Source organism: Nocardiopsis sp. LDBS0036 (assembly GCF_041228755.1).
Classification (GTDB): domain Bacteria; phylum Actinomycetota; class Actinomycetes; order Streptosporangiales; family Streptosporangiaceae; genus Nocardiopsis; species Nocardiopsis dassonvillei.
Genome location: NZ_CP141103.1, coordinates 1,219,568 through 1,239,214, shown reverse-complemented (window position 1 = coordinate 1,239,214; position 19,647 = coordinate 1,219,568). Strand labels below are relative to the sequence as shown.

Here is a 19,647-nt window from a genome sequence, read left to right as displayed (position 1 = left end):
GGGCTTACCTCAAGGGGGGCGTTATCGGGGCGAGACCTGCGAATTCTCGGGTGATCCTCTTGACGGTGTGATGTGGGGCACTTAACATCCACTTCATATTAAAACGTTTTTGCCATGTTCGGGGTCGCCACGCCGGACACGGCACGGAGAAGGAGGGCGCACGTGGACCCAGCAGAGGTCCCCCCACCGCTCGCCCTGGTCGACGTCACCAAGTCCTTCGGAAGCGTCCGGGCCCTGCGGGGGCTGTCCCTGGAACTGCGCTCCGGAGAGATCCACGCACTGGTGGGCGAGAACGGGGCGGGCAAGTCCACCCTGGTCAAGACCATCGCGGGGGTGCACCGACCGGACGGCGGGCAGGTGCTCGTGGACGGCCGCCCCGCGGAGTTCGCCGCGCCCGTGGACGCCCAGCGCGCCGGGGTCGCGGTCATCTACCAGGAACCCACGCTGTTCCCCGACCTGTCGGTGGCCGAGAACATCTTCGTCGGCCGCCAGCCCCGCACCCGCCTGCGCACCATCGACCGCGGCCGCATGCGCCGCGACACCCGGGAGGTCTTCGCGCGCCTGGGCGTGGACATGGACCCCGACCGCCCCGCACGCGGGCTGTCCATCGCCGACCAGCAGCTCGTGGAGATCGCCAAGGCCCTCACCCGCCAGGCGCGGGTCCTGGTCATGGACGAGCCCACCGCCGCCCTGTCCGGTGTGGAGGCCGAACGCCTGTTCACCGTCGCCCGCACCCTGCGCGACTCCGGTGCGGCGCTGCTGTTCATCTCCCACCGCTTCGACGAGGTCTTCGCCCTGTGCGACCGCGTCACCGTGGTCCGCGACGGCGCGTTCGTCTCCTGCGACCCCACCGGCGACCTGGACGTGGACACCGTCGTGCGCCGCATGGTCGGCCGCGAGGTCAGCAGCCTCTACCCCAAGGAGGAGGCCGAGCGCGGCGAGGTCCTGCTGGAGGTCGACGGCCTGACCCGCCACGGCGTGTTCGCCGACGTGTCCTTCTCGGTGCGCGCCGGGGAGATCGTCGCCCTGGCAGGGCTGGTCGGCGCCGGACGCAGCGAGGTCGTCCGCGCCGTGTTCGGCGTGGACCGCTACGACGCGGGCACCGTGCGGGTGGAGGGCAGGCCGCTGGCGCCGGGGCGGCCCCGGGCCGCCATGGCCGCCGGGCTGGCCCTGGTCCCCGAGGACCGCCGCCAGCAGGGCCTGGTCATGGAGTCCTCCATCGAGCGCAACGCCACCGCCACCCGCCGCCGAGCGCTCAGCCGCCTGGGGCTGCTGCGCCCCCGAGCCGAACGCGACTCCGCCCGCGAGTGGGGCGAGCGCCTGAACCTGAGGTTCGGCCGCCTCACCGACCCCGTCTCCACCCTCTCCGGCGGCAACCAGCAAAAAGTCGTCCTGGCCAAGTGGCTGTCCACCGATCCCCGCGTGCTGTTCGTGGACGAGCCCACACGCGGCATCGACGTGGGCACCAAGGCCGAGGTCCACCGCCTGCTGTCCGCCCTCGCGGGCCGGGGGCTGGCCATCGTCATGGTCTCCAGCGAACTCCCCGAGGTCCTGGGCATGGCCGACCGGGTCCTGGTCATGCACGAGGGCCGGATCACCGCCCACCTGGACCGCGCGGAGGCCGACGAGGAGTCGGTCATGTACGCGGCCACCGGACAGCGGCCGAGCGAGGCCGCATGACGAACACGGTCAGCACCGCCCCCACCCCCGCTCCCGCCGCGCGCCGCGGGCTCCAGTTCCGCGAACTCGGCGTGCTCCTGGCCGTGGTGGTCCTCGTGGCCGCCACCTGGCTGTACAACCCCGGTTTCCTGTCCAGCCAGGGCGTGCGCGACCTGTTCCTGGGCGCCACCGTCCTGTCCGTCCTCGCCGTCGGCCAGGCCCTGGTCCTCATCACCAGGAACGTCGACCTCTCGGTCGGCTCGGTCATGGGCCTGTCGGCCTTCGGCACCGGCCTGCTGTTCGTGACCTTCCCGGGCCTGCCCGTGCCCGTCGCGATGCTCGCCGGGGTCGGCGTCGGCCTGGTCGCGGGTCTGCTCAACGGCCTGCTGGTCACCACCGTGCGGGTTCCCGCCCTGGTCGTCACCCTGGGCACCCTGTACGCCTACCGCGGCCTCAACCACTGGTGGGCCGGGGGCGGGCAGGTCAACGCCCACGACATGCCCGACTCCTTCCTGCTCCTGGGCCGCTTCAGCGTCCTGGGCGTGCCCCTGCCGGCCGCGGTCGCCATCGTCGTGGTCGCCGTCGTGGGCTTCTACCTCGCCAGCTACCGCTCGGGCCGCGAGCTGTACGCCATCGGCTCCGACGCCGACGCCGCTCGGCTCTCCGGCATCCCCGCCGCGCGCCGCGTCACCTGGGCCTTCGCCGCCAACGGCGCCCTGGCCGGGCTGGCCGGGGTGCTCTTCGCCGCCCGCTACGGCACCGTCGACTCCACCGTGGGCACCGGCATGGAACTCCAGGTCGTCGCCGCGGCCGTGGTCGGCGGCGTGGCCATCGCGGGCGGCGTGGGCACCGTCTACGGCGCCGCGCTCGGCGCCGTCCTGCTCACCACCATCACCGCCGCCCTGCCCATCTGGCGGGTCGACCAGTTCTGGCACCAGGCGGTGGTGGGCGCGCTCATCCTGGCCGCCATCGGCCTGGACCGGCTGCTCGCGGTGCGCACCGCGAGCAGGCTTCGAGGAGGAGGTGCCCGTGGCGCCTGAACGCATCGTCACCGCCCCCGCCCCCGACCGGGCTCCCGGGGGCGCCCCGGCGCGGGGCCCCGGCGGCCCCGGCCGGATCCGGTCGCCGCTCTCGGCCCGCGAGGCGCCCGTGGTGGGCGCGCTCGTGGTCACCCTGCTGGCCGCCGGGCTGTTCGTGGACATGTTCGCCACCGCGCGCAACATCGACTTCCTGGTGCTGAGCGTGGCAGCCATCGCCCTGATGGCCCTGCCGATGACGCTCATCGTCATCACCGGCGAGATCGACCTGTCGGTGGCCAGTACCCTGGCGCTGACCAGCGCCACCCTGGGCGTGCTGTGGGAGGCCGGGGTCGCCATCGAGACGGCCCTGTGGATCTGTCTGGCCGCGGGCGCGCTGCTGGGCGCCTTCAACGGGTTCCTGGTCACCGTGTGCGGGCTGCCGTCCCTGGCCGTGACCATCGGCACCATGGCCCTGTACCGGGGTCTGGCCTACGTGATGCTCGGCGACCGCGCCGTGGCCAGCTACCCCCGGAGCTGGGTCAGCGGCGCCCGGGCGCCCTTCCTGGGCGTGGAGGGCCTGCCGTGGATCGCCGTGGCGATCCTGGCCCTGGCCGTCCTGTTCGGGGTGCTGCTGCACGCCACCGCCGTCGGCCGCTCGCTGTTCGACATCGGCAACAACGACGAGGCCGCCCGCTTCACCGGGGTGCCGGTGCGCTGGACCAAGTTCTGGCTGTTCACGCTCAGCGGCGCGGTGGCCTCCGGGGCCGGGGTCTTCTGGACCCTGCAGTACGGCACCTCCCGCGCCGACACCGCCCTCGGCCTGGAACTCCAGGTCGTGGCCGCCGTCCTGCTCGGCGGGGTGTCCATCTTCGGCGGGGTCGGTTCGGTCCTGGGCGTGCTGAGCGGCGTCGTGCTGCTGGGCGCCATCCGCAACGCCCTCCAGCTGTTCGGCATCAGCAGCGAGGTCCTGCAGATCGTCACCGGCCTCATCCTCATCGCCTCCGTCGTCACCCCCAACCTCGTGGCCCGGATGCGCGCCAGACGCGCGTCCGGACCCAGCCCCTCCTCACCCCCGGACGCGGCACCGTCCGCCGCGTCCGCCCCCACCAAGGGAGAACACTCATGACCCAGGGCCGCCCACGCCACCTGCTCCTGGCCGCGTCCGCGTTCGCGGTGCTGATGACCGCCGCCTGCGGCGGGGGCACCACCATCGAGGACGCCCAGGAGGAGAACGAGACCGGGCCGACCGGGACCGCCGACCCGGACGCGCGGATCCCCGAGGGCCTGAAGATCGACTTCCTGCCCAAGCAGCTCAACAACCCCTTCTTCGAGATCGTCAACCAGGGCGGCGCCGAGGCCGTCGAGGAGGTCGGCGGAACGGCCACCGAGCGCGGCGGCACCGAGGCCACGGCCGACTCCCAGGTGGAGTACGTCAACGCGGCCAGCCAGGCGGGCAGCGACGTCATCGTGATCGCCGCCAACGACCCCGACGCGGTCTGCCCCGCGCTCAACGAGGCCCGCGACAACGGCGCGGCCATCGTCGGCTACGACTCCGACGCCAACTGCACCGACGTGTTCGTCAACCAGTCCTCCACCGAGCTCATCGGCCGCACCCTGGTCGAGATGATCGCCGAGGACCTGGGCGGCGAGGGTACCTTCGCGGTGCTGTCGGCCACCCCCAACGCCACCAACCAGAACGCCTGGATCGCGGCGATGGAGGAGGTGCTGGCCGAGGAGGAGTACGCCGACCTGGAGCTGGTCGAGACCGTCTACGGCAACGACGACGACCTGGAGTCCTTCCAGGAGATGCAGGGCCTCATGCAGTCCCACCCCGACCTGGACGGCGTGGTCTCGCCGACCACGGTCGGCATCGCCGCGGCGGCCCGCTACGTCAGCGACTCCGAGTACCGGGGCGAGGTGGCCGTCACCGGCCTGGGCACGCCCAACCAGATGCGCGAGTTCGTGCACGACGGCACCGTGGGGCGGTTCGCCCTGTGGAACCCGCTCGACCTGGGCTACCTGGCCGGGTACACCGGCGCGGCGCTCAGGGCCGGACAGATCACCGGCGCCGAGGGCGAGACCTTCACGGCCGGACGCCTGGGCGAGTTCACCTTCGAGACCGAGGGGGAGATCGTGCTCGGCCCGCCGCAGGTCTTCGACGCCGGGAACGTGGACGACTTCGACTTCTGACCCCGTCCCCGGGTGCCGCCCCCGAGGGCGGCACCCCGGACACGGGGAGCCTCCGCGGTCGGGCGCGCTCCCCGGTCCCGGAGCCGTTCCGGGGGGCGTCCGGCACACGGAAACCGGGCCCGGGCGACTCCGCCCGGCCCGACGTGCCGCAATCCGTACCACTTCGCACAGAACCGTCATGGTCTGTCGCGCCTCATCCGTATCCGTCCCACAGGAAGGACGTCCGTGCAGCGCGTCTGCTTCATCCTCAAGGTCCGCCGGGAACGCCTCGCCGAGTACCGGGAACGGCACGCCGAGGTGTGGCCGGAGATGCGCGAGGCCCTCAGCGCCACCGGCTGGCACAACTACTCGCTGTTCTGCACCGAGGAGGGCATGGTCGTCGGCTACCTGGAGACCGAGGACTTCGAGGCCGCCCGCGCCGCGATGGCCGAAACCGACGTCAACGCCCGCTGGCAGGCCGAGATGGCGCCGTTCTTCGAGGGCCTGCCCGGCCGTCCCGACGAGGGCATGGTGCCGCTGACCGAGGTCTTCCACCTCGCCTGACGGGGAGGGGCCCGGTGCCGGGCCCCTCCCTCCGGGCGTTCGGGGTCACTCGGCGGGCAGGTCCACGCGGATCTCCCCGCCCAGCGACGCGCCGCCCTCCAGCTCCAGGTCGTCGCCGCTCCAGAACCGCCCCGGGTCGTAGTACCCGGGCAGGCGCCCCGAGGGCAGCAGGCCCATGGCCTCGTAGGTCAGGGCGATCACCTCGGCGCAGTAGGCGGTCTCCAGCGCGCGCTCGCGCGCGCCCCTCCCGAAGGGCAGCTTGCGCAGGGGCAGGCGTCCGCGCGCCCAGCGGGCGGCCATCTGGGTGGTGGAGGGGAAGGGGGTGCCGTTGAGCCGGGCGACCGTGCGCAGGGCGGCGTCCTCCATCGCGCCGTCCGCCAGGGGGTCGAGCTGGCGCAGCCAGCCGCGCTGGCCGTACTTGCGGCCCCACACCAGGACGGCGTCGCGCAGGTCGTGCAGCTGTACGCCGCGCTGGTGCCTGCCGGTCCACACGTCGGGCAGGGACCGGCCGAGTTCGGCGTGCCACATCAGCGGCGGCAGGTCCTCGACCACGATGGACATGCCGACGTGGTTGACCGGGCTGTTCGTGGTGATCTGGATGGCGCGGTCGGCCGCGCTCGTGCCGCGGAAGACCCAGACGTCACCGGTCCGGGTGAGCTCCAGCGCCTCGTTCAGGGACATGCTCGTGTCTGCCACACCCACTAGCCTAGGGAACATGCGTTGGTGGAAGGCCCTTGGAGTGGCCGCTTTCGTGGGCGTCGCGGCGACCGGCGCGGTGATCGCGCGGGACCAGCGGCAGCGCCGTGCCTACACCCCCGAACAGGTCAGGGACCGGTTGCGTGAGCGCGCCGCCCAGGCCGGGGCCGCCGGGACGGACGAGGCGGCCGGAACGGCCGTGGAGCCGGGGGAGGACCTCGGGGTGCCCGTGTGGCGCCGTCGGCTGTCCGGGCTGGCCGCCGGGGTGCGGCGTTCCGCGGCGGCGGCCCTGGGGCTGGTGAGGGGCCGCGTCGACCGTTCGGTCTGAGGCGGCCCGGCGGGGGAGGACCGGCGTCGAGCCTCCCCCCGCGGCGGGCTGGGAAAGCGTGTGGCCGGTGTGTCCCGTGTGTCGTCAGAGCGCGGCGGCCGGTCGGTCCGGGTCGGCCAGGCGGGAGACGCCGGGAACGGCCAGCGGTACGAGCGTGGTCACCAGCCCGGCCACGGCCGCGCCGACCAGCACGGGGCGCGGCCCCACGGTTTGGGCCAGGGCCCCGGCCAGCGCGTACCCGGCCGGTTCCAGCGCGAAGCTGCCCACCTCGTCGACGCTGATCACCACGCTGAGCAGGTCCTGGGGGATCGCCCGTTGCAGGGCGGTGTGCCAGTACACGCCCAGGAGCATGAAGCCCGTGCCGGTGACGGCGTAGCCGGTCAGCAGCAGCCAGGCGGGCATGCCACACCGCGCGCCCAGGACCAGGCCCAGGAGCAGCGGTCCGTGTCCGGCCAGCACCAGGCCGACCACGGCCACGGGCAGCATCGCCGAGCCGAGTTCGCCGGAGCCCCTGCCCGCGAGGAGGAGGCCGAACCCCCGGTGGCGCAGGGTCGGGGGCAGCGCACGCGTACCCATCGGGGCCTCCTTGTGACAAAGCCCCCAGTGTGCCGGTGGCCCCCGTGTCCCGGCGAGTGGTTTTCCGGCGGACGCGGGACGGTGACGGTGTTCTTCGCGGCCTCTCCGGCGGCGGAGGAGCCGGGTGTTCCCGCGTGTTGCGCGGGTAGGGGGGGCGTGTTCCAGGGCGGGGGGAGCGTGCCCGGGACGGGGCGCGTTGTTACCCACTGGTACTACCGACTGGTAGCTTTGCTCTGTTGCGGTGGCCGTACGGCCGCACCCGGACACGGACAGCGAGGAAACAGGCAGTGCACGAGGGCGTCCTCATCCGGCCCCGACCCGTTCCCCGGGCAGGCTTCCGGATCTTCCTGCTGCACCACGCGGGCGGATCCTCCCTGGGCTACCGGCCCTGGGTGCGCCACTTCCCGGCCGACTGGGAGGTGTGCCTGGTGGAGGCGCCCGGACGCGGCCGGACGGCGGCGGAGGAGCCCTTCCGCGACGCCGGAGAACTCGCCCGCCACCTGCGCGCGCACCTGGCCCCCGAACTGGACCGCCCCTTCGGGTTCTTCGGCCACAGCATGGGCGCGCTCCTGGCGCACGAACTGACCGCCCTGCTGGCCGCCGACGGCCCCGCCGACCCCGCCTGGCTCGGGGTGTCGGCGTGGAGTCCGGCCCCGGGGCCCGAACACGACGATCCCCGGCACCTGCTGTCCTCCGAGCGGCTGCGTCGGAGCATCGCCCGCATGGGCGGGACCGCCGTCGGTTCCCTGGACGACCCCGAGCAGTGGAAGCTCGTGGAGCCGCTGATCCGCGCCGACCTCGAACTCGTCGACACCTGGCGCCCGGATCCGGACGCCCCGCCGCTGCGGACGCCGCTGTCGGTCTTCGGTGGCCGGGACGACCCCGGCGTCACGCCCGAGCGCCTCGCCGCCTGGGACGGCCGCGCCTCGGGGCCGGTGGAGCGCCACATCCTGCCCGGCGAGCACTTCTACTTCGTCGGCCGGACCGGCGACGTGGTCGCCCGGATCGTCAAGGACGTCCAGGCCGCCCTGCCCCAGGAGGTCTAGACACGCTGTCCCGCGGCGTGCGTCGCCGGTTCAGCCCCGGAACTCCTCGGTGTTCCACGTCCGCCAGACGCTGCGCGTGTCGGGTACCCCGGGGCGGTCGAGGAGCCAGAGGACGTAGGCGGCGTGGCGGCGCGCCCACGGATGGTCCGACCCGGCGGCCGCCGTCAGCCTGGCGCGCAGGTCCTCACCGTCCAGGACGCGGGCCACCCGCACGTACTCGCGGTCCTTGCAGCGGTAACGCCGCCGGACGACGGTCTCGACCAGGTCGCTGAGCCTGGCCCTGACCGCCTCGTCGTGCCCGGCCACCGCCACGTCGCGCACGAGGCGCTCCTTCGTGCCCCACTTCTTGGCGTGCCGGGTCCACTCCCGCGGGTACTTCGCCTCCCACTCCAGGTAGAGCAGCGCGTACGGGAGGCCGGGCCATGCCCGGACGTCCCCCCGGGGACGGTTCCACAACGCATCGGGCAGCAAGTACCCCTGGGACTCCTGGACCGGCGCGTAGGCCTTGAGGTACTCCGCCTTCCGGTGCCCCTCCCGGTCCCCGGGGACCGGGGTCCGCAACCACTCGTTGAACCGGGTGACGGCCGCCCTGACGTTCTCCCGGGCCTCAGCGAGGCGGAGCAGGGCCGCGGCGCGTTCGGCGGGATCGTCCGCCGTCAGTCCGTACGCCCAGCCCAACCGCGCGTCCCACGCACGGCCGTCATCGCCGCCCGTTCCCGAGCCCGGTCGCCCCGCCACCCGTTCCATCCCTCTCCCCAACTCCTGCCGGGGCGGCGCGGAACCCGTCACGCCGCCCCGGTCCGGTGCGTCAGCTCCCGGCCGCGATGACGTAGCCGGGCCCGTCCGCCGCCAGTTCCACCCGCTCCGCGCCCTCCAGGGCCGCCCGCGCCCCGCCGCCCCGGGCGAGCACCTCCAGGTCCGAGACGTCCAGGTCGGCCAGGGCCGCGGACAGTCCCTCGTGCGGTCCGTCGGCCAGGTGCACCAGCACCACCCGGCCTTCGAGCGAGCGCAGGAACGTCATGTGATGGGGCCCCGCGTCCAACCAGCGCAGGCCGCCGGTCTGGAGCGCGGGCAGCTCCCGGCGCAGGGCCAGCAGCCGGGTGTGCGCCTCCATCGTCCCCGTGTCCCACGCCTCGGGCCGGTGCCAGGGCATGGGTCTGCGGGCGTTCTCCCCGTCCACGCCCTCCATGCCGATCTCGTCGCCCGCGAACACGAACGGCACGCCGGGCAGGGTCACCTGCGCCGCCACCCCGACCTCGTGCCGGTCGGCGTCGCCGCCCACCACGGTCCGAAAGCGCGTCGAGTCGTGCGTGCTCAGCGCGTTCACGCTGTGCGTCAGCACCCGCCACGGCAGCCCGGCGTTGGTCGCGCGCATCGCCCGCACCGCCTGTTCGGCGCCGCTGCGCGGCAGCGGCGAGTCCGTGCGCAGGTAGCGCACGTGCTCGGGCGCGGTGTTCAGCCAGGTCCACACCGGCCGGGTGAACCCGGCGTAGTTCATCACCCCGTGCCACCCGTCGTGGTGGGTGTCGGGGCCCGCGTCGTGGAAGTGCTCGGCCAGCAGCCACGAACCGTCGCCGCCCCGCCGGTCGTCCACCTCGCGCATCCGCGCCGCGATCTCCCCGGAGACCTCGCGGTTGAGGTCCTGCGCGCCGTTGCGCCCGGTCATGTTGGCCACGTCGACGCGCCATCCGTCCAGCGCGTCCGGCCCGGTCAGCCAGCCCACGAGCACCGAGTCGTCGGCGCCGTAGACCCTGCGCCGCAGTTCGGCCGAGGAGTAGTCCAGCTTGGGCAGGCTGGGCACACCCAGCCAGCCCACGTAGCCGTCCGGGTGGTCGGTGAAGTGGTAGAACCCCGCCTCGGCGGAGTCCGCGTCGGCCCGAGCCGCCAGGAACCACTCGTGGGCGTCCCCGGTGTGGTTGGTGGTCAGGTCGCCCATCACCCGCATGCCGCGCTCGTGCGCGGCCCGCGCCAGCTCCCGCAGGGCCCGGTCCCCGCCCAGCAGCGGGTCCACCTCGGAGAAGGTGGCCGCGTCGTAGCGGTGCGTGGAGCGCGCCGGGAAGACGGGGGTCAGGTAGACCACCTCCACGCCCAGCGCGGCCAGGTGGTCCAGGCGGCGGCGGACCCCGTCGAGCGTGCCGCCGAAGTACTCGCGGGTCGCGGTCAGCCCGAAGGCGGAGGGCTCGTCGTCCCAGGAGCGGGGCAGCGCCCAGTCGGGGTGCTCGGCCGGGGGCTCGACGGAGTCGTCGTCGCGGGCGAAGCGGTCCGGGAAGATCTGGTAGACGCTCGTGCCCGGAACCCACGCGGGCGGCGGGGGACCGTCGATCAGCCGGAAGTCCGCCGCGTCGGTCACCTCGTGTCCGTGGACGCCCTCCTGGTTGAGCCAGGTGTACTCGGTGCCGCGCACGATCGCGAACCGGTAGTTGGTCACCACCGGGCGCAGCGGCACACTCGCCTCGAACCAGACGGCGCCGTCCGAGGCGTGCGTCCTCTCCGCCCGGAAGGTGACGCCCTCGCCGTCCTCCACCACGCGGGCGTACACCGCGTCCGCGCCTCCGGGCACGCGCACGCGCAGTCGCGCCCGGCCCTCCCCGACGCTGACGTGGTCGGGGGATCCGTCGTGGTGGGGGTCGCGGACGAACTTCATGGGGCGGCTCCTGGGCTGCGGGGTGCTGACACGTGAGCGGACCCCGCCGCGTGGGCGGCGGGGTCCGGTCCGGACTGGTCAGTATCGCAACGGGAGTCGGGCGTCGCGAATCCTTTAAGCACCAGCCCGGGTCTTGTGGCGCATGGTGCTTCCCGGCGGCGTCCCGCGCATGAGGCCCCAGGGGGTCGGGGGCGGCTCCGCGGGCGTCGTAGGCGGGTCGGCGGGTGCGTTTCGGGGCCGTCCGTCTGGGAGCGCTCCCAGACGTGCTGGTCACCTTAACGGCCGCGATACGCGGTGTAAAGGGGTCGTGACGGACCGGTTCGGGTCCTGTTCGCGGGGCTCGGCGTCCGCGGACACGGACGGGTCGGCGGACGGGGGTGCGCCCCTCCGGCCGGATGCCGAGTCTGTTGCCCTTCCCCCCTGTCGTGGTGGTTTGTCCCGGGTTACGGTGGTGACATGAGCCTTGAGTTGCCGACCGACCGACTCCTCATCCGGGAGTGGCAGCTGGACGACGCCGAGGAGGCCCTGCGCATCTACGGGGCCGACGAGGTCGCGCACTGGCTGACGCCGGAATGGCATCCGGTGCACGACACCGACGCGATGCGCCTGGTTCTGCACGCCTGGGTCGAGGCGGGGCCCAACCTGATTCCGCCCGCGGGGCGTTGGGCCATCGTCCGCGAGGAGGACGGCCAGCTCGTGGGAGGGCTCTCGCTCAAGCTCCTGCCGCCCTTCGAGGAGGACTTCGAACTGTCCTGGGTGCTGCGTCCCGACGTGTGGGGCCAGGGGTACGCCACCGAGGCCAGCCAGGCCATCATCGCGTGGGCGTTCAAACAGGGCATCGAGGAGGTCTTCGCGGTCGCGCGTCCCAACAACGAGCGGGCGATGGCCGTGGCGCGCAGACTGGGCATGGAGTGGGTCGGCGAGACCGAGAAGTACTACGACATGCGCCTCCAGGTCTTTCGCCTGCGCCCGAGCTGAACCGGGCGAACGGCCCGCCGCCGGCCCCCGTGGGGCGGCGGACGCCGCCCGCTCCGGACACGTGCGGCCCGGCCGGTCTCCCGGCGGGGCCGCACGCGTTCACGGGCTCAGCCGTCCAGGAACTTGGCGATGCGCTCGGTCTCGGACTCCGACAGCCTGATCGCGGCGGCGGCCGTGTTCTCCTCCAGGTGCGCCACCCGCGACGTGCCCGGGATCGGCAGCATGACCGGCGAGTGGTGCAGCAGCCAGGCCAGCGCCAGTTGCGCCGGGGTGACCCCGTGCTCGGCGGCCAGCGGGGCCAGGGGAGAGTCCGGCCCCGCCAGCTCGCCGCGTCCCAGCGGAGCCCAGGGCAGGAAGGCCGTCCCGTCCCTCTCGCACTGTTCCAGCACGTCCTCGCACTTGCGCGAGATCGGACCGTACCAGTTCTGCACCGACGCCACCGGTGTGATCGCGCGGGCCGCCGAGAGCTGCTCCAGGGTCACCCCCGTCATTCCGATGTGGCGGACCTTGCCCTGTTCGCGCAGCTCCACCAGGGCGCCGAGCTGGTCGGCCAGCGGCACCTGGGTGTCGATCCTGTGCAGCTGGAGCAGGTCGATCCTCTCCACGCCGAGGTTGCGCAGGCTCAGCTCCGCCTGCTGCTTGAGGTACTCGGGGCGGCCCAGGGGGTGCCACTCACCCGGCCCGGTGAGGGCGAAGCCCACCTTGGTGGTGATGACCAGGTCCTCGGGGTAGGGGTGCAGCGCCTCGCGGATCAGCTGCTCGCTGATCTGGGGTCCGTAGCAGTCGGCGGTGTCGATGAAGTTCACGCCCAGCTCGACCGCGCGCCGCAGCACGGCCAGCGCCTCGTCGCGGTCGCGGGGCGGGCCCCACGCCCCCGGGCCGACGAGCTGCATCGAGCCGTAGCCCAGGCGGTGCACCGGCAGGTCGCCGCCGATCACGAGGGTTCCCGACTCCCGGGCGGTGTGCGGTGCGGTGTGTACGTCGGTCATGAGGGTTCCTTCCGGACGGCGCTGGGCCGAGCGTGCGGAGCCGGGGCGGGAACCGGGCGGGGACGCGCGAGACCGGGCCTCCGGCGGTGTCCCGGGAAGAATCTCAGCAGGTGGGACCGGTCGCAAGCAACCACGGGGCGCGTCGGAGCCCAATCCCGACTCCGCGCGGCCCCCGTGGGGGAGGAAGTCCGTCAACGGTGCTTTTGCCCGGTGCCCGCCGCCCGTCCGGTGCGGGCGGCCCCGCCGCGGACCCCCGGGGCCCGGAGTCCGCGACGCGGTCCCGGAGGAACCCGGATCAGGTGCCCAGGTACTGGCTGATGCGCTCGGTCTCGGCCTCCGTCAGCCGCACCGCGGCGGCGGCCGTGTTCTCCTCCAGGTGCGCCACCCGCGACGTGCCCGGGATCGGCAGCATGACCGGCGAGCGGTGCAGGAGCCAGGCCAGGGACAGCTGCACCGGGGTCACCCCGTGTTCAGCCGCCATCGCGGTCAGCGGGGAACCCGGCCCCGCCAGCTCGCCGCGCCCGACCGGAGCCCAGGGCAGGAAGGCCGTCCCGTCCCTCTCGCACTGTTCCAGCACGTCCTCGGACTGGCGGAACGACGGCGCGTACTGGTTCTGCACCGACGCCACCGGCGTGACCGCGCGGGCGGCGGACAGCTCGTCCACCGTCACCTCGCTCAGTCCGATGTGGCGGATCTTGCCCTGTTCGCGCAGCTCCACCAGGGCGCCCAGTTGGTCGGCCAGCGGCACCTGGGTGTCGATCCTGTGCAGCTGGAGCAGGTCGATCCTCTCCAGCCCCAGGTTGCGCAGGCTCAGCTCCACCTGCTGCTTGAGGTACTCGGGGCGGCCCAGTATGTGCCACTGGGCCGGTCCGGTGCGCGCGAAACCCGCCTTGGTGCCGATGACCAGGTCGTCGGCGTAGGGGTAGAGCGCCTCGCGGATCAGCTGTTCGCTGATCTGGGGGCCGTAGGAGTCGGCGGTGTCGATGAAGTTCACGCCCAGCTCGACCGCGCGCCGCAGCACGGCCAGCGCCTCGTCGCGGTCGCGGGGCGGCCCCCACACCCCCTCGCCGACGATGCGCATCGCCCCGAAGCCCAGGCGGTGCACCGGCAGGTCGCCGCCGATGGCGAAGGTTCCCGACTCCCGGGCGATGTGTGGTGTGGCGTGTAGGTCGGTCACGGTGTCCCTTCCGGACGGCGCTGGGGCCGTGTGCTCAGAACTTCCAGGTGGGGGGCGCCGCACGGTTCCCATATGCGTGGATTCGCGTTCCCGGCGGTGTTGCGGGCAGGATCTCAGGAGGCGGCGCGCGCCCGCAAGGCGCCACGGGTGCGCCGGGGAGGGGGACCGGGTGGCGGGGGAGCTGGAGCGGTTGCTGGCGGGAACGCGGGTCCGGCTGCGCCCGGGCGGTTACGTCTTCACCACCGTGCCGGACCGCGCGTCCCTGCCCGAGGGGGTGCGCCCGGTGGTCACGGTGGCCGAGGACGAGGCCCTGACCGTGGTGTGCCCGCGTGAGGAGGCCGACGCGGCCGGGCTGCCCCACGACGACGCGCTCGCCTGGATCACGCTGGAGGCCCCCGCCGGGGCCCAGGCGGTGGCTCTGGTGGCGGCGGTGGCCGCCGCGCTGACCGGAGCCGGTCTGCCGTGCGACGTGGTGTCCGGCTTCCACCACGACCACGTGTTCGTGCCCGAGGAGGCGGGGGAGCGGGCGGTGGCGGTGCTGCGGGCCCTCCTCGGCTCCGAAGGGGGCTGCTGAGCCCACGCCACCGCGCCGGCTCACCCCCGCGCGGGGCCGACCGAGGCCAGGTCGTCCTGGAGCAGCCCGAAGGCCCGGGTCAGGATCACCCTGCGCCCCCCGCACGCGCAGCGCTGGTAGGCGACGACGCCCTCGCTGGTGGTGTGGTCCGACTCGGTGGTCCAGTGGTGTTCGTGCCGTGTGTGCATCGGGCCAGTCTGGTGTAATGGCATTATGCATCTCAACCCTTACGGCGAGGATCCGGTGACCCTGGCCGTGGACCTGGTCAACCGGCCGCTGAGCGGTGTGTCGGACCTGGAGCGCCGCTGCGCGGGAGTGGGCTTCCTCCTCGAACGCCCCGTGGGCGAGGACGACGTGGCCGCCGTCGGTGAGTTCCTGAGGCGCTGGACGCGGGTGGTGGACGCCCCCGACGCGCCCGCCCGCGCAGAACGGCTCAACCCGCTGCTCATCGAGTTCTCCGCCGCCCCGCGCCTGACCGACCACGCGGGTACCGGGTGGCACCTGCACTACCGCCCCGACCTGCTGCCCGCCCACCGTCAGGTGGCCGCGCTGGTCTCCGTCGGCACCGCCCTGCACCTGACCGGCCGGGGCATGGACCGGCTCGGCCGGTGCGCGGCGCACGGCTGCGACCGCGTCTACGCCGACTTCTCGCGCGGCGGGCGCCAGCGCTACTGCTCGCCCGCCTGCGGCAACCGCGACGCCGTCCGGCGCCACCGTGCCCGGGCGGCCCGGACCTGACGCGCGGCCCGGCCGACCGTCCGCCCCGGGGCCCGCGTCGCGGCGGGGACGTTCAGGGCGCCACCAGACCTTCGCCGAGGCCTCCCGCGTCGCGGCGGATGCGATTCGGGCGCCACCGGCCAGGCCCTCGCCGGGAGGGCTCCCGCGTCGCCGGGCGGCTCGCAACCGCAGGGTGGGGAATCAGGAACCCGCGTCGCGGCGCGCCACCGAGGCCAAGTCGGCCTCGATGCGCGCGGTGGTCTCCAGCAGCGCGGGCAGCAGGTCGCGGCGCACTTCCTCGATCGAGGCCCGGTTGGCGTGCGCGGACACGTTCGCGGCCGCGATCACCCGGCCCGAGCCGTCGCGGATGGGCGCGGCCAGCGAGCGCAGGCCCTCCTCCAGCTCCTGGTCGACGATGGCGTAACCCTGCTCGCGCACCCGCTCCAGCTCGGCGCGCAGCTCGGCCGGGTCGGTGATGGTGAACCGGGTCAGCGGAGCCAGCTCCACCCGCGCGAGGTAGGCGTCCAGGTTCCGGTCGTCGTGCCCGGCCAGCAGCACCCGGCCCATCGAGGTGGCCGAGGCCGGGAAGCGGGTGCCCACCCGGATGGCCACCGCCATGATCCGTGAGGTCGCCACACGCGCCACGTAGAGCACGTCGTCTCCCTCCAGCACCGACACCGAGGCGGACTCGTGCACCCGGGCGGACAGGTCCTCCAGGTGGGGCTGGGCCACGTCGGGCAGCCCGGCGGAGGCCACGTAGGCGTAACCCAGCTCCAGCACGCGCGGCGTGAGCGAGAACAGCCTGCCGTCGGTGCGCACGTAGCCCAGGTCCACCAGGGTGAGCAGGAAACGGCGTGCGGCGGCGCGGGTCAGGTCGGTCTCGCGCGCGACCTCGCTGAGCGTCATGGAGCGCCGCTCGGCGGAGAAGGCGCGGATGACCGTCAGGCCGCGCTCCAGGGACTGCACGAAGTGGGCGCCGCGGGCCTCTTCTTCTTCGGTCGGCATCTGCTCTTCCCGGTTCGGTTGCGGGGGCGACTGGCCGCGGCCCCCGGAAAGGTTCTCACACCGGTCGGACGGAGCGGCGGGGCCCGTTCCCGGGGCACCGCGGGGGCGTCCGGCGCCCCGACGCCCCCGGACGGCGCGGGCGGTCCTCCCGCCGGGTCGCCACCAGCCTCCCGCCGGGGCCGTCCCGACCGGATATCGGCGACAGCCCCTCACGCCCGGCGTGTTCGTGCTACAACGGAAAGTGACCAGGGGGCGCCCCTGCTCCGGGCGCCAAGCCCTGCGACGACCGAGGGGGACGACGGTGGACGTGATCGGAGCGGGCTTCCCGCGCACCGGGACGACGTCGGTGAAGGCCGCGCTGGAACGGCTCGGCTTCGGCCCCTGCCACCACATGTCCGAGGTGCTGGACTCCTCGGACCTGGCGGCCCGCTGGGCCGGGATCGCGGACACCCCCGCCGGGGAGGTGGACTGGGCGCGCCTGCTGGAGGGCTGGCGCTCGGGCGTGGACTGGCCGCTGTCGTTCTTCTGGCGCGAACTCGCCGACGCCTTCCCGGACGCGAGGATCCTGCTCACCGTCCGCGACCCGCACCGGTGGTACGAGAGCATGCGCGCGACCATCTTCAAGATCGTGAGCGAGGCCGGAGGCAAGCCGACCGGAGCGGGGGTTCCGCCCCTGCTGGGCACGATCCTCCCCCTTCTGGACCGCATGTGGCTCTCGCACTTCGGGGTCCCCTCCGGCGGGAACCCCGATGAGGCGACCGCGGTGGCGGCCTTCGAGCGGCACACGGCCCGTGTGGTCGCGGAGGTCCCGGCCGACCGGCTGCTGGTGTACCGGGCAGGGGAGGGGTGGGAGCGCCTGTGCGCCTTCCTGGGCGCCGACGTCCCCGACGAGCCCTTCCCCCGCCTCAACGACACTGAGGAGATGCGCGCCAAGCACGAGAGGTGGCGCCGCGGCGAACCCGCGACCTGACCGGAAGCCCCCTCTGGCCGGGCTCCGCGCCGCCTGAGCCCGGTCCCGGCGCCTGGCCTTCGTGGCGTCTCGGCGAGCCGTCCGTCCGGTGCGGCGCCGGACTCCGGCCGGGTTCCTGCCGCAGGCGCCCCCGGTCCGAGGAGGGCCCGCCGCCCCGCTGCTGCGCCGCTGGAGGCGGCCGTTCGGCCGTCCGGGTCGGACGGCCGGCCCCTCGTGATTCCCTCCACCGCACGCACGGTGCGGTCCTCACGCGTGCCTTGACCACGCTCGGGAACGGCGTTACCGTCATAGCCGGGATGTTCGCTCTGAGAACAACCATTCGGCAGCCGAACAGGAGTGCTCCATGATCGTGCCCCTGGACGAGGCGGTACGCGAGCTGGTCCACGACGGCGACACCGTCGCACTGGAGGGGTTCACCCATCTCATCCCCGTGGCGGCGGGGCACGAGATCATCCGCCAGGGCCTGCGCGACCTCACGCTGGTGCGCATGACACCCGACATCGTCTACGACCAGCTCATCGGCGCCGGATGCGCCAGCAAGCTCGTCTTCTCCTGGGGCGGCAACCCCGGGGTCGGCTCGCTGCACCGCTTCCGCGACGCCGTCACCTCCTCCTGGCCCGTGCCCCTGGAGATCGAGGAGCACAGCCACGCCGGAATGGCCAACCGCTACGTCGCGGGCGCCTCCGGCCTGCCCTTCGCCATCCTGCGGGGCTACTCCGGCACCGACCTGGTCGCCGACAACCCCAACATCAGGTCCGTCACCTGCCCCTTCAGCGGACAGGAACTGGCCGCCGTGCCCGCCCTGAACCCCGACGTCACCATCGTGCACGCCCAGCGCGCCGACCGCCGCGGCAACGTGCAGCTGTGGGGCATCACCGGCATCCAGAAGGAGGCCGTCCTGGCCGCCGACCGCGCCCTGGCCACCGTCGAGGAGGTCGTGGACACCCTCGACCCCGTCCCCGGCCAGGTCGTCCTGCCCGCGCGCGTGGTCGACCGGGTCAGCGTCGTCCCCGGCGGTGCCGCGCCCTCCTACGCCCACGGCTACTACGAGCGCGACAACGAGGCCTACCGGGCCTGGGACGCCGTCGGCCGCGACCGCGGAGCCTTCACCGCCTGGCTGGAGGAGCTCACCAGGGCCCCCGCCCCGGTCGAGCCCGCCGGGAGGGGCCTGTGACCGCCGCGCCCTGGACCTCCGACGAGATCATGACCGTCACCGCGGCGCGCTCGCTGCGCGACGGGATGTCCTGCTTCGTCGGCATCGGCCTGCCCAGCACCGCCGCGAACGTGGCCCGCCGCACCCACGCGCCGGGCCTGTGGATGGTCTACGAGTCCGGCACCCTGGGCGCCGTCCCCGACCACCTGCCGCTGTCCATCGGCGACGGCGTCCTCGCCGACACCGCCGACACCGTGGTCTCGGTCCCCGAGGTCTTCAACTACTGGCTCCAGGCCGGACGGATCGACGTCGGCTTCCTGGGCGCCGCCCAGATCGACCGGTACGCCAACATCAACACCACCGTCATCGGCGACTACGCAGACCCGAAGGTGCGCCTGCCCGGGGCGGGCGGCGCCCCCGAGATCGCCGCCTCCTGCCGCGAGGTCGTCGTCATCATGCGGCACAGCCGCCGCGCCCTCGTGGAGAAGGTCGACTTCGTCACCTCGGTCGGCCACGGCTCGGGCCCCGGCGACCGCGAACGCCTGGGCCTGCGCGGCGCCGGTCCGGTACGGGTGATCACCGACCTCGGCGTGCTCGAACCCGACCCCCTCACCCGCGAACTCGTCCTGACCGGTGTGCACCCGGGCGTGGAGGCGGACGCGGTCCGCGAGGCCACCGGCTGGGACCTCGCCGTGGCCGACGACCTCGCCGTCACCCCCGAGCCCACGGGTGGGGAGCTGGCGGTGGTGCGCTCCCTGACCGGGGCCGCCTGAGGGACGCGCGCGGGCACCGGTCCCGTCCGCGCCGCCGGGACCGGCTGGGACGGCCCGCCCTCCAGACCGGACAGACCTCCCCGCCCCCCAGCGGCGGTCGCGAGGCCGGAGCCGCACGAGACGGAACACCGCCATGCCCCACCCCGTCCGACGAGGCTCGCCCGGCGCCCGGGCTGTACATGCCCGGCTACATCCGCGACCACGACGGCCACCCGCCGCTGGACTCCCCCGGCTACGGGAGCACCGCCCCGCGCCAACCCCGGCGCCCGCCCACCCCGCTCCCGCACGCGTCCACCGGGATCACCGCGCCCTCTTGGGCCAGGACCGCCCGGCAGTCTCGACCACGCCCCCGCCCGCCAGCACGAGGGGGAGCCCCGGGCCGGCGCGTCATCGTGCACGGCCCGGTACCTGGGCTCGGCCTCGGTGTTCACCGACCGGGTCACCCGCGCAGGATCGGGTAGGACCGGCGAGGCGGCCGACACCGGCCCCGGGGACGGCACCGGTCGCGCGGACTGAGCGCGCGGCGGGTGCCGACCACGGGGGAGGCGGCGGTCCCATGGCCGACACCGGCCGCACGGGAACCACCCACAGCGACGAAGGAACACGAGGA

At 73.9% G+C, this 19,647-nt stretch carries 21 protein-coding genes; 13 read left to right on the top strand and 8 right to left on the bottom strand.

What is annotated here, in order from left to right; genetic code table 11:
• The first annotated feature begins 162 nt into the window (after positions 1-162).
• The 5 genes from UIS43_RS05195 to UIS43_RS05175 all read left to right on the top strand — a co-directional run bounded on the left by UIS43_RS05195 (position 163) and on the right by UIS43_RS05175 (position 5,411).
• Positions 163-1,680 carry a sugar ABC transporter ATP-binding protein gene (locus UIS43_RS05195; protein ID WP_013153333.1) on the top strand — a complete coding sequence of 506 codons (1,518 nt, stop codon included), beginning with the start codon at positions 163-165 and terminating at the stop codon, positions 1,678-1,680.
• Positions 1,677-2,699, top strand: a complete 1,023-nt coding sequence (locus UIS43_RS05190) for an ABC transporter permease (RefSeq protein ID WP_013153332.1) — start codon at positions 1,677-1,679, stop codon at positions 2,697-2,699. The genes UIS43_RS05195 and UIS43_RS05190 overlap by 4 nt, the downstream gene beginning before the upstream one ends.
• Positions 2,683-3,804 (top strand): ABC transporter permease, encoded by a 1,122-nt coding sequence (locus UIS43_RS05185; RefSeq protein ID WP_370012613.1) that lies wholly within the window; start codon positions 2,683-2,685, stop codon positions 3,802-3,804. The genes UIS43_RS05190 and UIS43_RS05185 overlap by 17 nt, the downstream gene beginning before the upstream one ends.
• Complete coding sequence (gene rhaS, locus UIS43_RS05180) at positions 3,801-4,868, top strand: rhamnose ABC transporter substrate-binding protein (RefSeq protein ID WP_013153330.1); 1,068 nt, start codon at positions 3,801-3,803, stop codon at positions 4,866-4,868. The genes UIS43_RS05185 and rhaS overlap by 4 nt, the downstream gene beginning before the upstream one ends.
• A gap of 225 nt (positions 4,869-5,093) precedes the next feature.
• Positions 5,094-5,411 carry an L-rhamnose mutarotase gene (locus UIS43_RS05175; RefSeq protein ID WP_013153329.1) on the top strand — a complete coding sequence of 106 codons (318 nt, stop codon included), beginning with the start codon at positions 5,094-5,096 and terminating at the stop codon, positions 5,409-5,411.
• A 45-nt stretch (positions 5,412-5,456) separates the two neighbouring features.
• On the opposite strand, the gene UIS43_RS05170 is transcribed toward UIS43_RS05175, so the two are convergent.
• Positions 5,457-6,092 carry a hypothetical protein gene (locus UIS43_RS05170; protein ID WP_041552720.1) on the bottom strand — a complete coding sequence of 212 codons (636 nt, stop codon included), beginning with the start codon at positions 6,090-6,092 and terminating at the stop codon, positions 5,457-5,459.
• A 58-nt stretch (positions 6,093-6,150) separates the two neighbouring features.
• On the opposite strand from UIS43_RS05170, the gene UIS43_RS05165 reads away from it, so the two are divergent.
• Positions 6,151-6,435 carry a hypothetical protein gene (locus UIS43_RS05165; protein ID WP_117198823.1) on the top strand — a complete coding sequence of 95 codons (285 nt, stop codon included), beginning with the start codon at positions 6,151-6,153 and terminating at the stop codon, positions 6,433-6,435.
• Between the two features lie 84 nt (positions 6,436-6,519).
• On the opposite strand, the gene UIS43_RS05160 is transcribed toward UIS43_RS05165, so the two are convergent.
• Positions 6,520-7,011 (bottom strand): hypothetical protein, encoded by a 492-nt coding sequence (locus UIS43_RS05160; RefSeq protein WP_370012611.1) that lies wholly within the window; start codon positions 7,009-7,011, stop codon positions 6,520-6,522.
• Between the two features lie 287 nt (positions 7,012-7,298).
• On the opposite strand from UIS43_RS05160, the gene UIS43_RS05155 reads away from it, so the two are divergent.
• A complete protein-coding gene (locus tag UIS43_RS05155; protein WP_071622168.1) occupies positions 7,299-8,057 on the top strand; it encodes a thioesterase II family protein in 759 nt (252 codons plus the stop codon).
• Positions 8,058-8,087: 30 nt separating this feature from the next.
• On the opposite strand, the gene UIS43_RS05150 is transcribed toward UIS43_RS05155, so the two are convergent.
• Both UIS43_RS05150 and UIS43_RS05145 read right to left on the bottom strand, forming a co-directional pair.
• Positions 8,088-8,804 (bottom strand): hypothetical protein, encoded by a 717-nt coding sequence (locus tag UIS43_RS05150; RefSeq protein WP_370012609.1) that lies wholly within the window; start codon positions 8,802-8,804, stop codon positions 8,088-8,090.
• Between the two features lie 61 nt (positions 8,805-8,865).
• Entirely contained in the window at positions 8,866-10,701 is a 1,836-nt protein-coding gene (locus UIS43_RS05145; RefSeq protein WP_370012608.1) for a glycoside hydrolase family 13 protein, read from the bottom strand.
• Between the two features lie 456 nt (positions 10,702-11,157).
• Here UIS43_RS05145 and UIS43_RS05140 point away from each other — a divergent pair, with 456 nt between their 5' ends.
• Positions 11,158-11,679: a GNAT family N-acetyltransferase gene (locus tag UIS43_RS05140; RefSeq protein ID WP_013153322.1), complete on the top strand. Its 522-nt coding sequence runs from the start codon at positions 11,158-11,160 to the stop codon at positions 11,677-11,679.
• Positions 11,680-11,786: 107 nt separating this feature from the next.
• On the opposite strand, the gene UIS43_RS05135 is transcribed toward UIS43_RS05140, so the two are convergent.
• Together UIS43_RS05135 and UIS43_RS05130 are read right to left on the bottom strand one after the other, a co-directional pair.
• Positions 11,787-12,668, bottom strand: coding sequence for an aldo/keto reductase (locus tag UIS43_RS05135; RefSeq protein WP_013153321.1), 882 nt, complete (start codon positions 12,666-12,668; stop codon positions 11,787-11,789).
• Between the two features lie 295 nt (positions 12,669-12,963).
• A complete protein-coding gene (locus UIS43_RS05130; protein WP_370012607.1) occupies positions 12,964-13,845 on the bottom strand; it encodes an aldo/keto reductase in 882 nt (293 codons plus the stop codon).
• 169 nt (positions 13,846-14,014) lie between these two features.
• On the opposite strand from UIS43_RS05130, the gene UIS43_RS05125 reads away from it, so the two are divergent.
• A complete protein-coding gene (locus tag UIS43_RS05125) occupies positions 14,015-14,419 on the top strand; it encodes an ACT domain-containing protein (RefSeq protein WP_013153319.1) in 405 nt (134 codons plus the stop codon).
• Between the two features lie 20 nt (positions 14,420-14,439).
• Here UIS43_RS05125 and UIS43_RS05120 read toward each other — a convergent pair whose 3' ends face one another.
• Positions 14,440-14,607 (bottom strand): hypothetical protein, encoded by a 168-nt coding sequence (locus UIS43_RS05120; protein WP_019611479.1) that lies wholly within the window; start codon positions 14,605-14,607, stop codon positions 14,440-14,442.
• A 25-nt stretch (positions 14,608-14,632) separates the two neighbouring features.
• On the opposite strand from UIS43_RS05120, the gene UIS43_RS05115 reads away from it, so the two are divergent.
• Positions 14,633-15,157: a CGNR zinc finger domain-containing protein gene (locus UIS43_RS05115; protein ID WP_041552717.1), complete on the top strand. Its 525-nt coding sequence runs from the start codon at positions 14,633-14,635 to the stop codon at positions 15,155-15,157.
• A gap of 180 nt (positions 15,158-15,337) precedes the next feature.
• Here UIS43_RS05115 and UIS43_RS05110 read toward each other — a convergent pair whose 3' ends face one another.
• Positions 15,338-16,141 (bottom strand): IclR family transcriptional regulator C-terminal domain-containing protein, encoded by an 804-nt coding sequence (locus tag UIS43_RS05110; protein WP_370012606.1) that lies wholly within the window; start codon positions 16,139-16,141, stop codon positions 15,338-15,340.
• A gap of 301 nt (positions 16,142-16,442) precedes the next feature.
• On the opposite strand from UIS43_RS05110, the gene UIS43_RS05105 reads away from it, so the two are divergent.
• From UIS43_RS05105 to UIS43_RS05095, 3 genes are all read left to right on the top strand, one after another.
• Positions 16,443-17,111: a sulfotransferase family protein gene (locus tag UIS43_RS05105; protein WP_013153315.1), complete on the top strand. Its 669-nt coding sequence runs from the start codon at positions 16,443-16,445 to the stop codon at positions 17,109-17,111.
• Between the two features lie 343 nt (positions 17,112-17,454).
• On the top strand, positions 17,455-18,285 hold the full coding sequence (locus UIS43_RS05100) for a CoA transferase subunit A (RefSeq protein WP_013153314.1): 831 nt from the start codon (positions 17,455-17,457) through the stop codon (positions 18,283-18,285).
• The gene (locus tag UIS43_RS05095) at positions 18,282-19,037 is read left to right on the top strand and encodes a 3-oxoadipate--succinyl-CoA transferase subunit B (RefSeq protein WP_013153313.1); all 756 of its coding nucleotides are present in this window, start codon (positions 18,282-18,284) and stop codon (positions 19,035-19,037) included. The genes UIS43_RS05100 and UIS43_RS05095 overlap by 4 nt, the downstream gene beginning before the upstream one ends.
• Positions 19,038-19,647 lie beyond the last annotated feature (610 nt).

Bases quoted from the DNA above. Each gene is read 5' to 3' on its own strand.
- UIS43_RS05190 (WP_013153332.1), top strand. From the start codon at position 1,677: ATGACGAACACGGTCAGCACCGCCCCCACCCCCGCTCCCGCCGCGCGC.
- rhaS (WP_013153330.1), top strand. From the start codon at position 3,801: ATGACCCAGGGCCGCCCACGCCACCTGCTCCTGGCCGCGTCCGCGTTC.
- UIS43_RS05170 (WP_041552720.1), bottom strand. From the start codon at position 6,092: ATGTCCCTGAACGAGGCGCTGGAGCTCACCCGGACCGGTGACGTCTGG.
- UIS43_RS05160 (WP_370012611.1), bottom strand. From the start codon at position 7,011: ATGGGTACGCGTGCGCTGCCCCCGACCCTGCGCCACCGGGGGTTCGGC.
- UIS43_RS05150 (WP_370012609.1), bottom strand. From the start codon at position 8,804: ATGGAACGGGTGGCGGGGCGACCGGGCTCGGGAACGGGCGGCGATGAC.
- UIS43_RS05145 (WP_370012608.1), bottom strand. From the start codon at position 10,701: ATGAAGTTCGTCCGCGACCCCCACCACGACGGATCCCCCGACCACGTC.
- UIS43_RS05140 (WP_013153322.1), top strand. From the start codon at position 11,158: ATGAGCCTTGAGTTGCCGACCGACCGACTCCTCATCCGGGAGTGGCAG.
- UIS43_RS05135 (WP_013153321.1), bottom strand. From the start codon at position 12,668: ATGACCGACGTACACACCGCACCGCACACCGCCCGGGAGTCGGGAACC.
- UIS43_RS05120 (WP_019611479.1), bottom strand. From the start codon at position 14,607: ATGCACACACGGCACGAACACCACTGGACCACCGAGTCGGACCACACC.
- UIS43_RS05115 (WP_041552717.1), top strand. From the start codon at position 14,633: ATGCATCTCAACCCTTACGGCGAGGATCCGGTGACCCTGGCCGTGGAC.
- UIS43_RS05110 (WP_370012606.1), bottom strand. From the start codon at position 16,141: ATGCCGACCGAAGAAGAAGAGGCCCGCGGCGCCCACTTCGTGCAGTCC.
- UIS43_RS05100 (WP_013153314.1), top strand. From the start codon at position 17,455: ATGATCGTGCCCCTGGACGAGGCGGTACGCGAGCTGGTCCACGACGGC.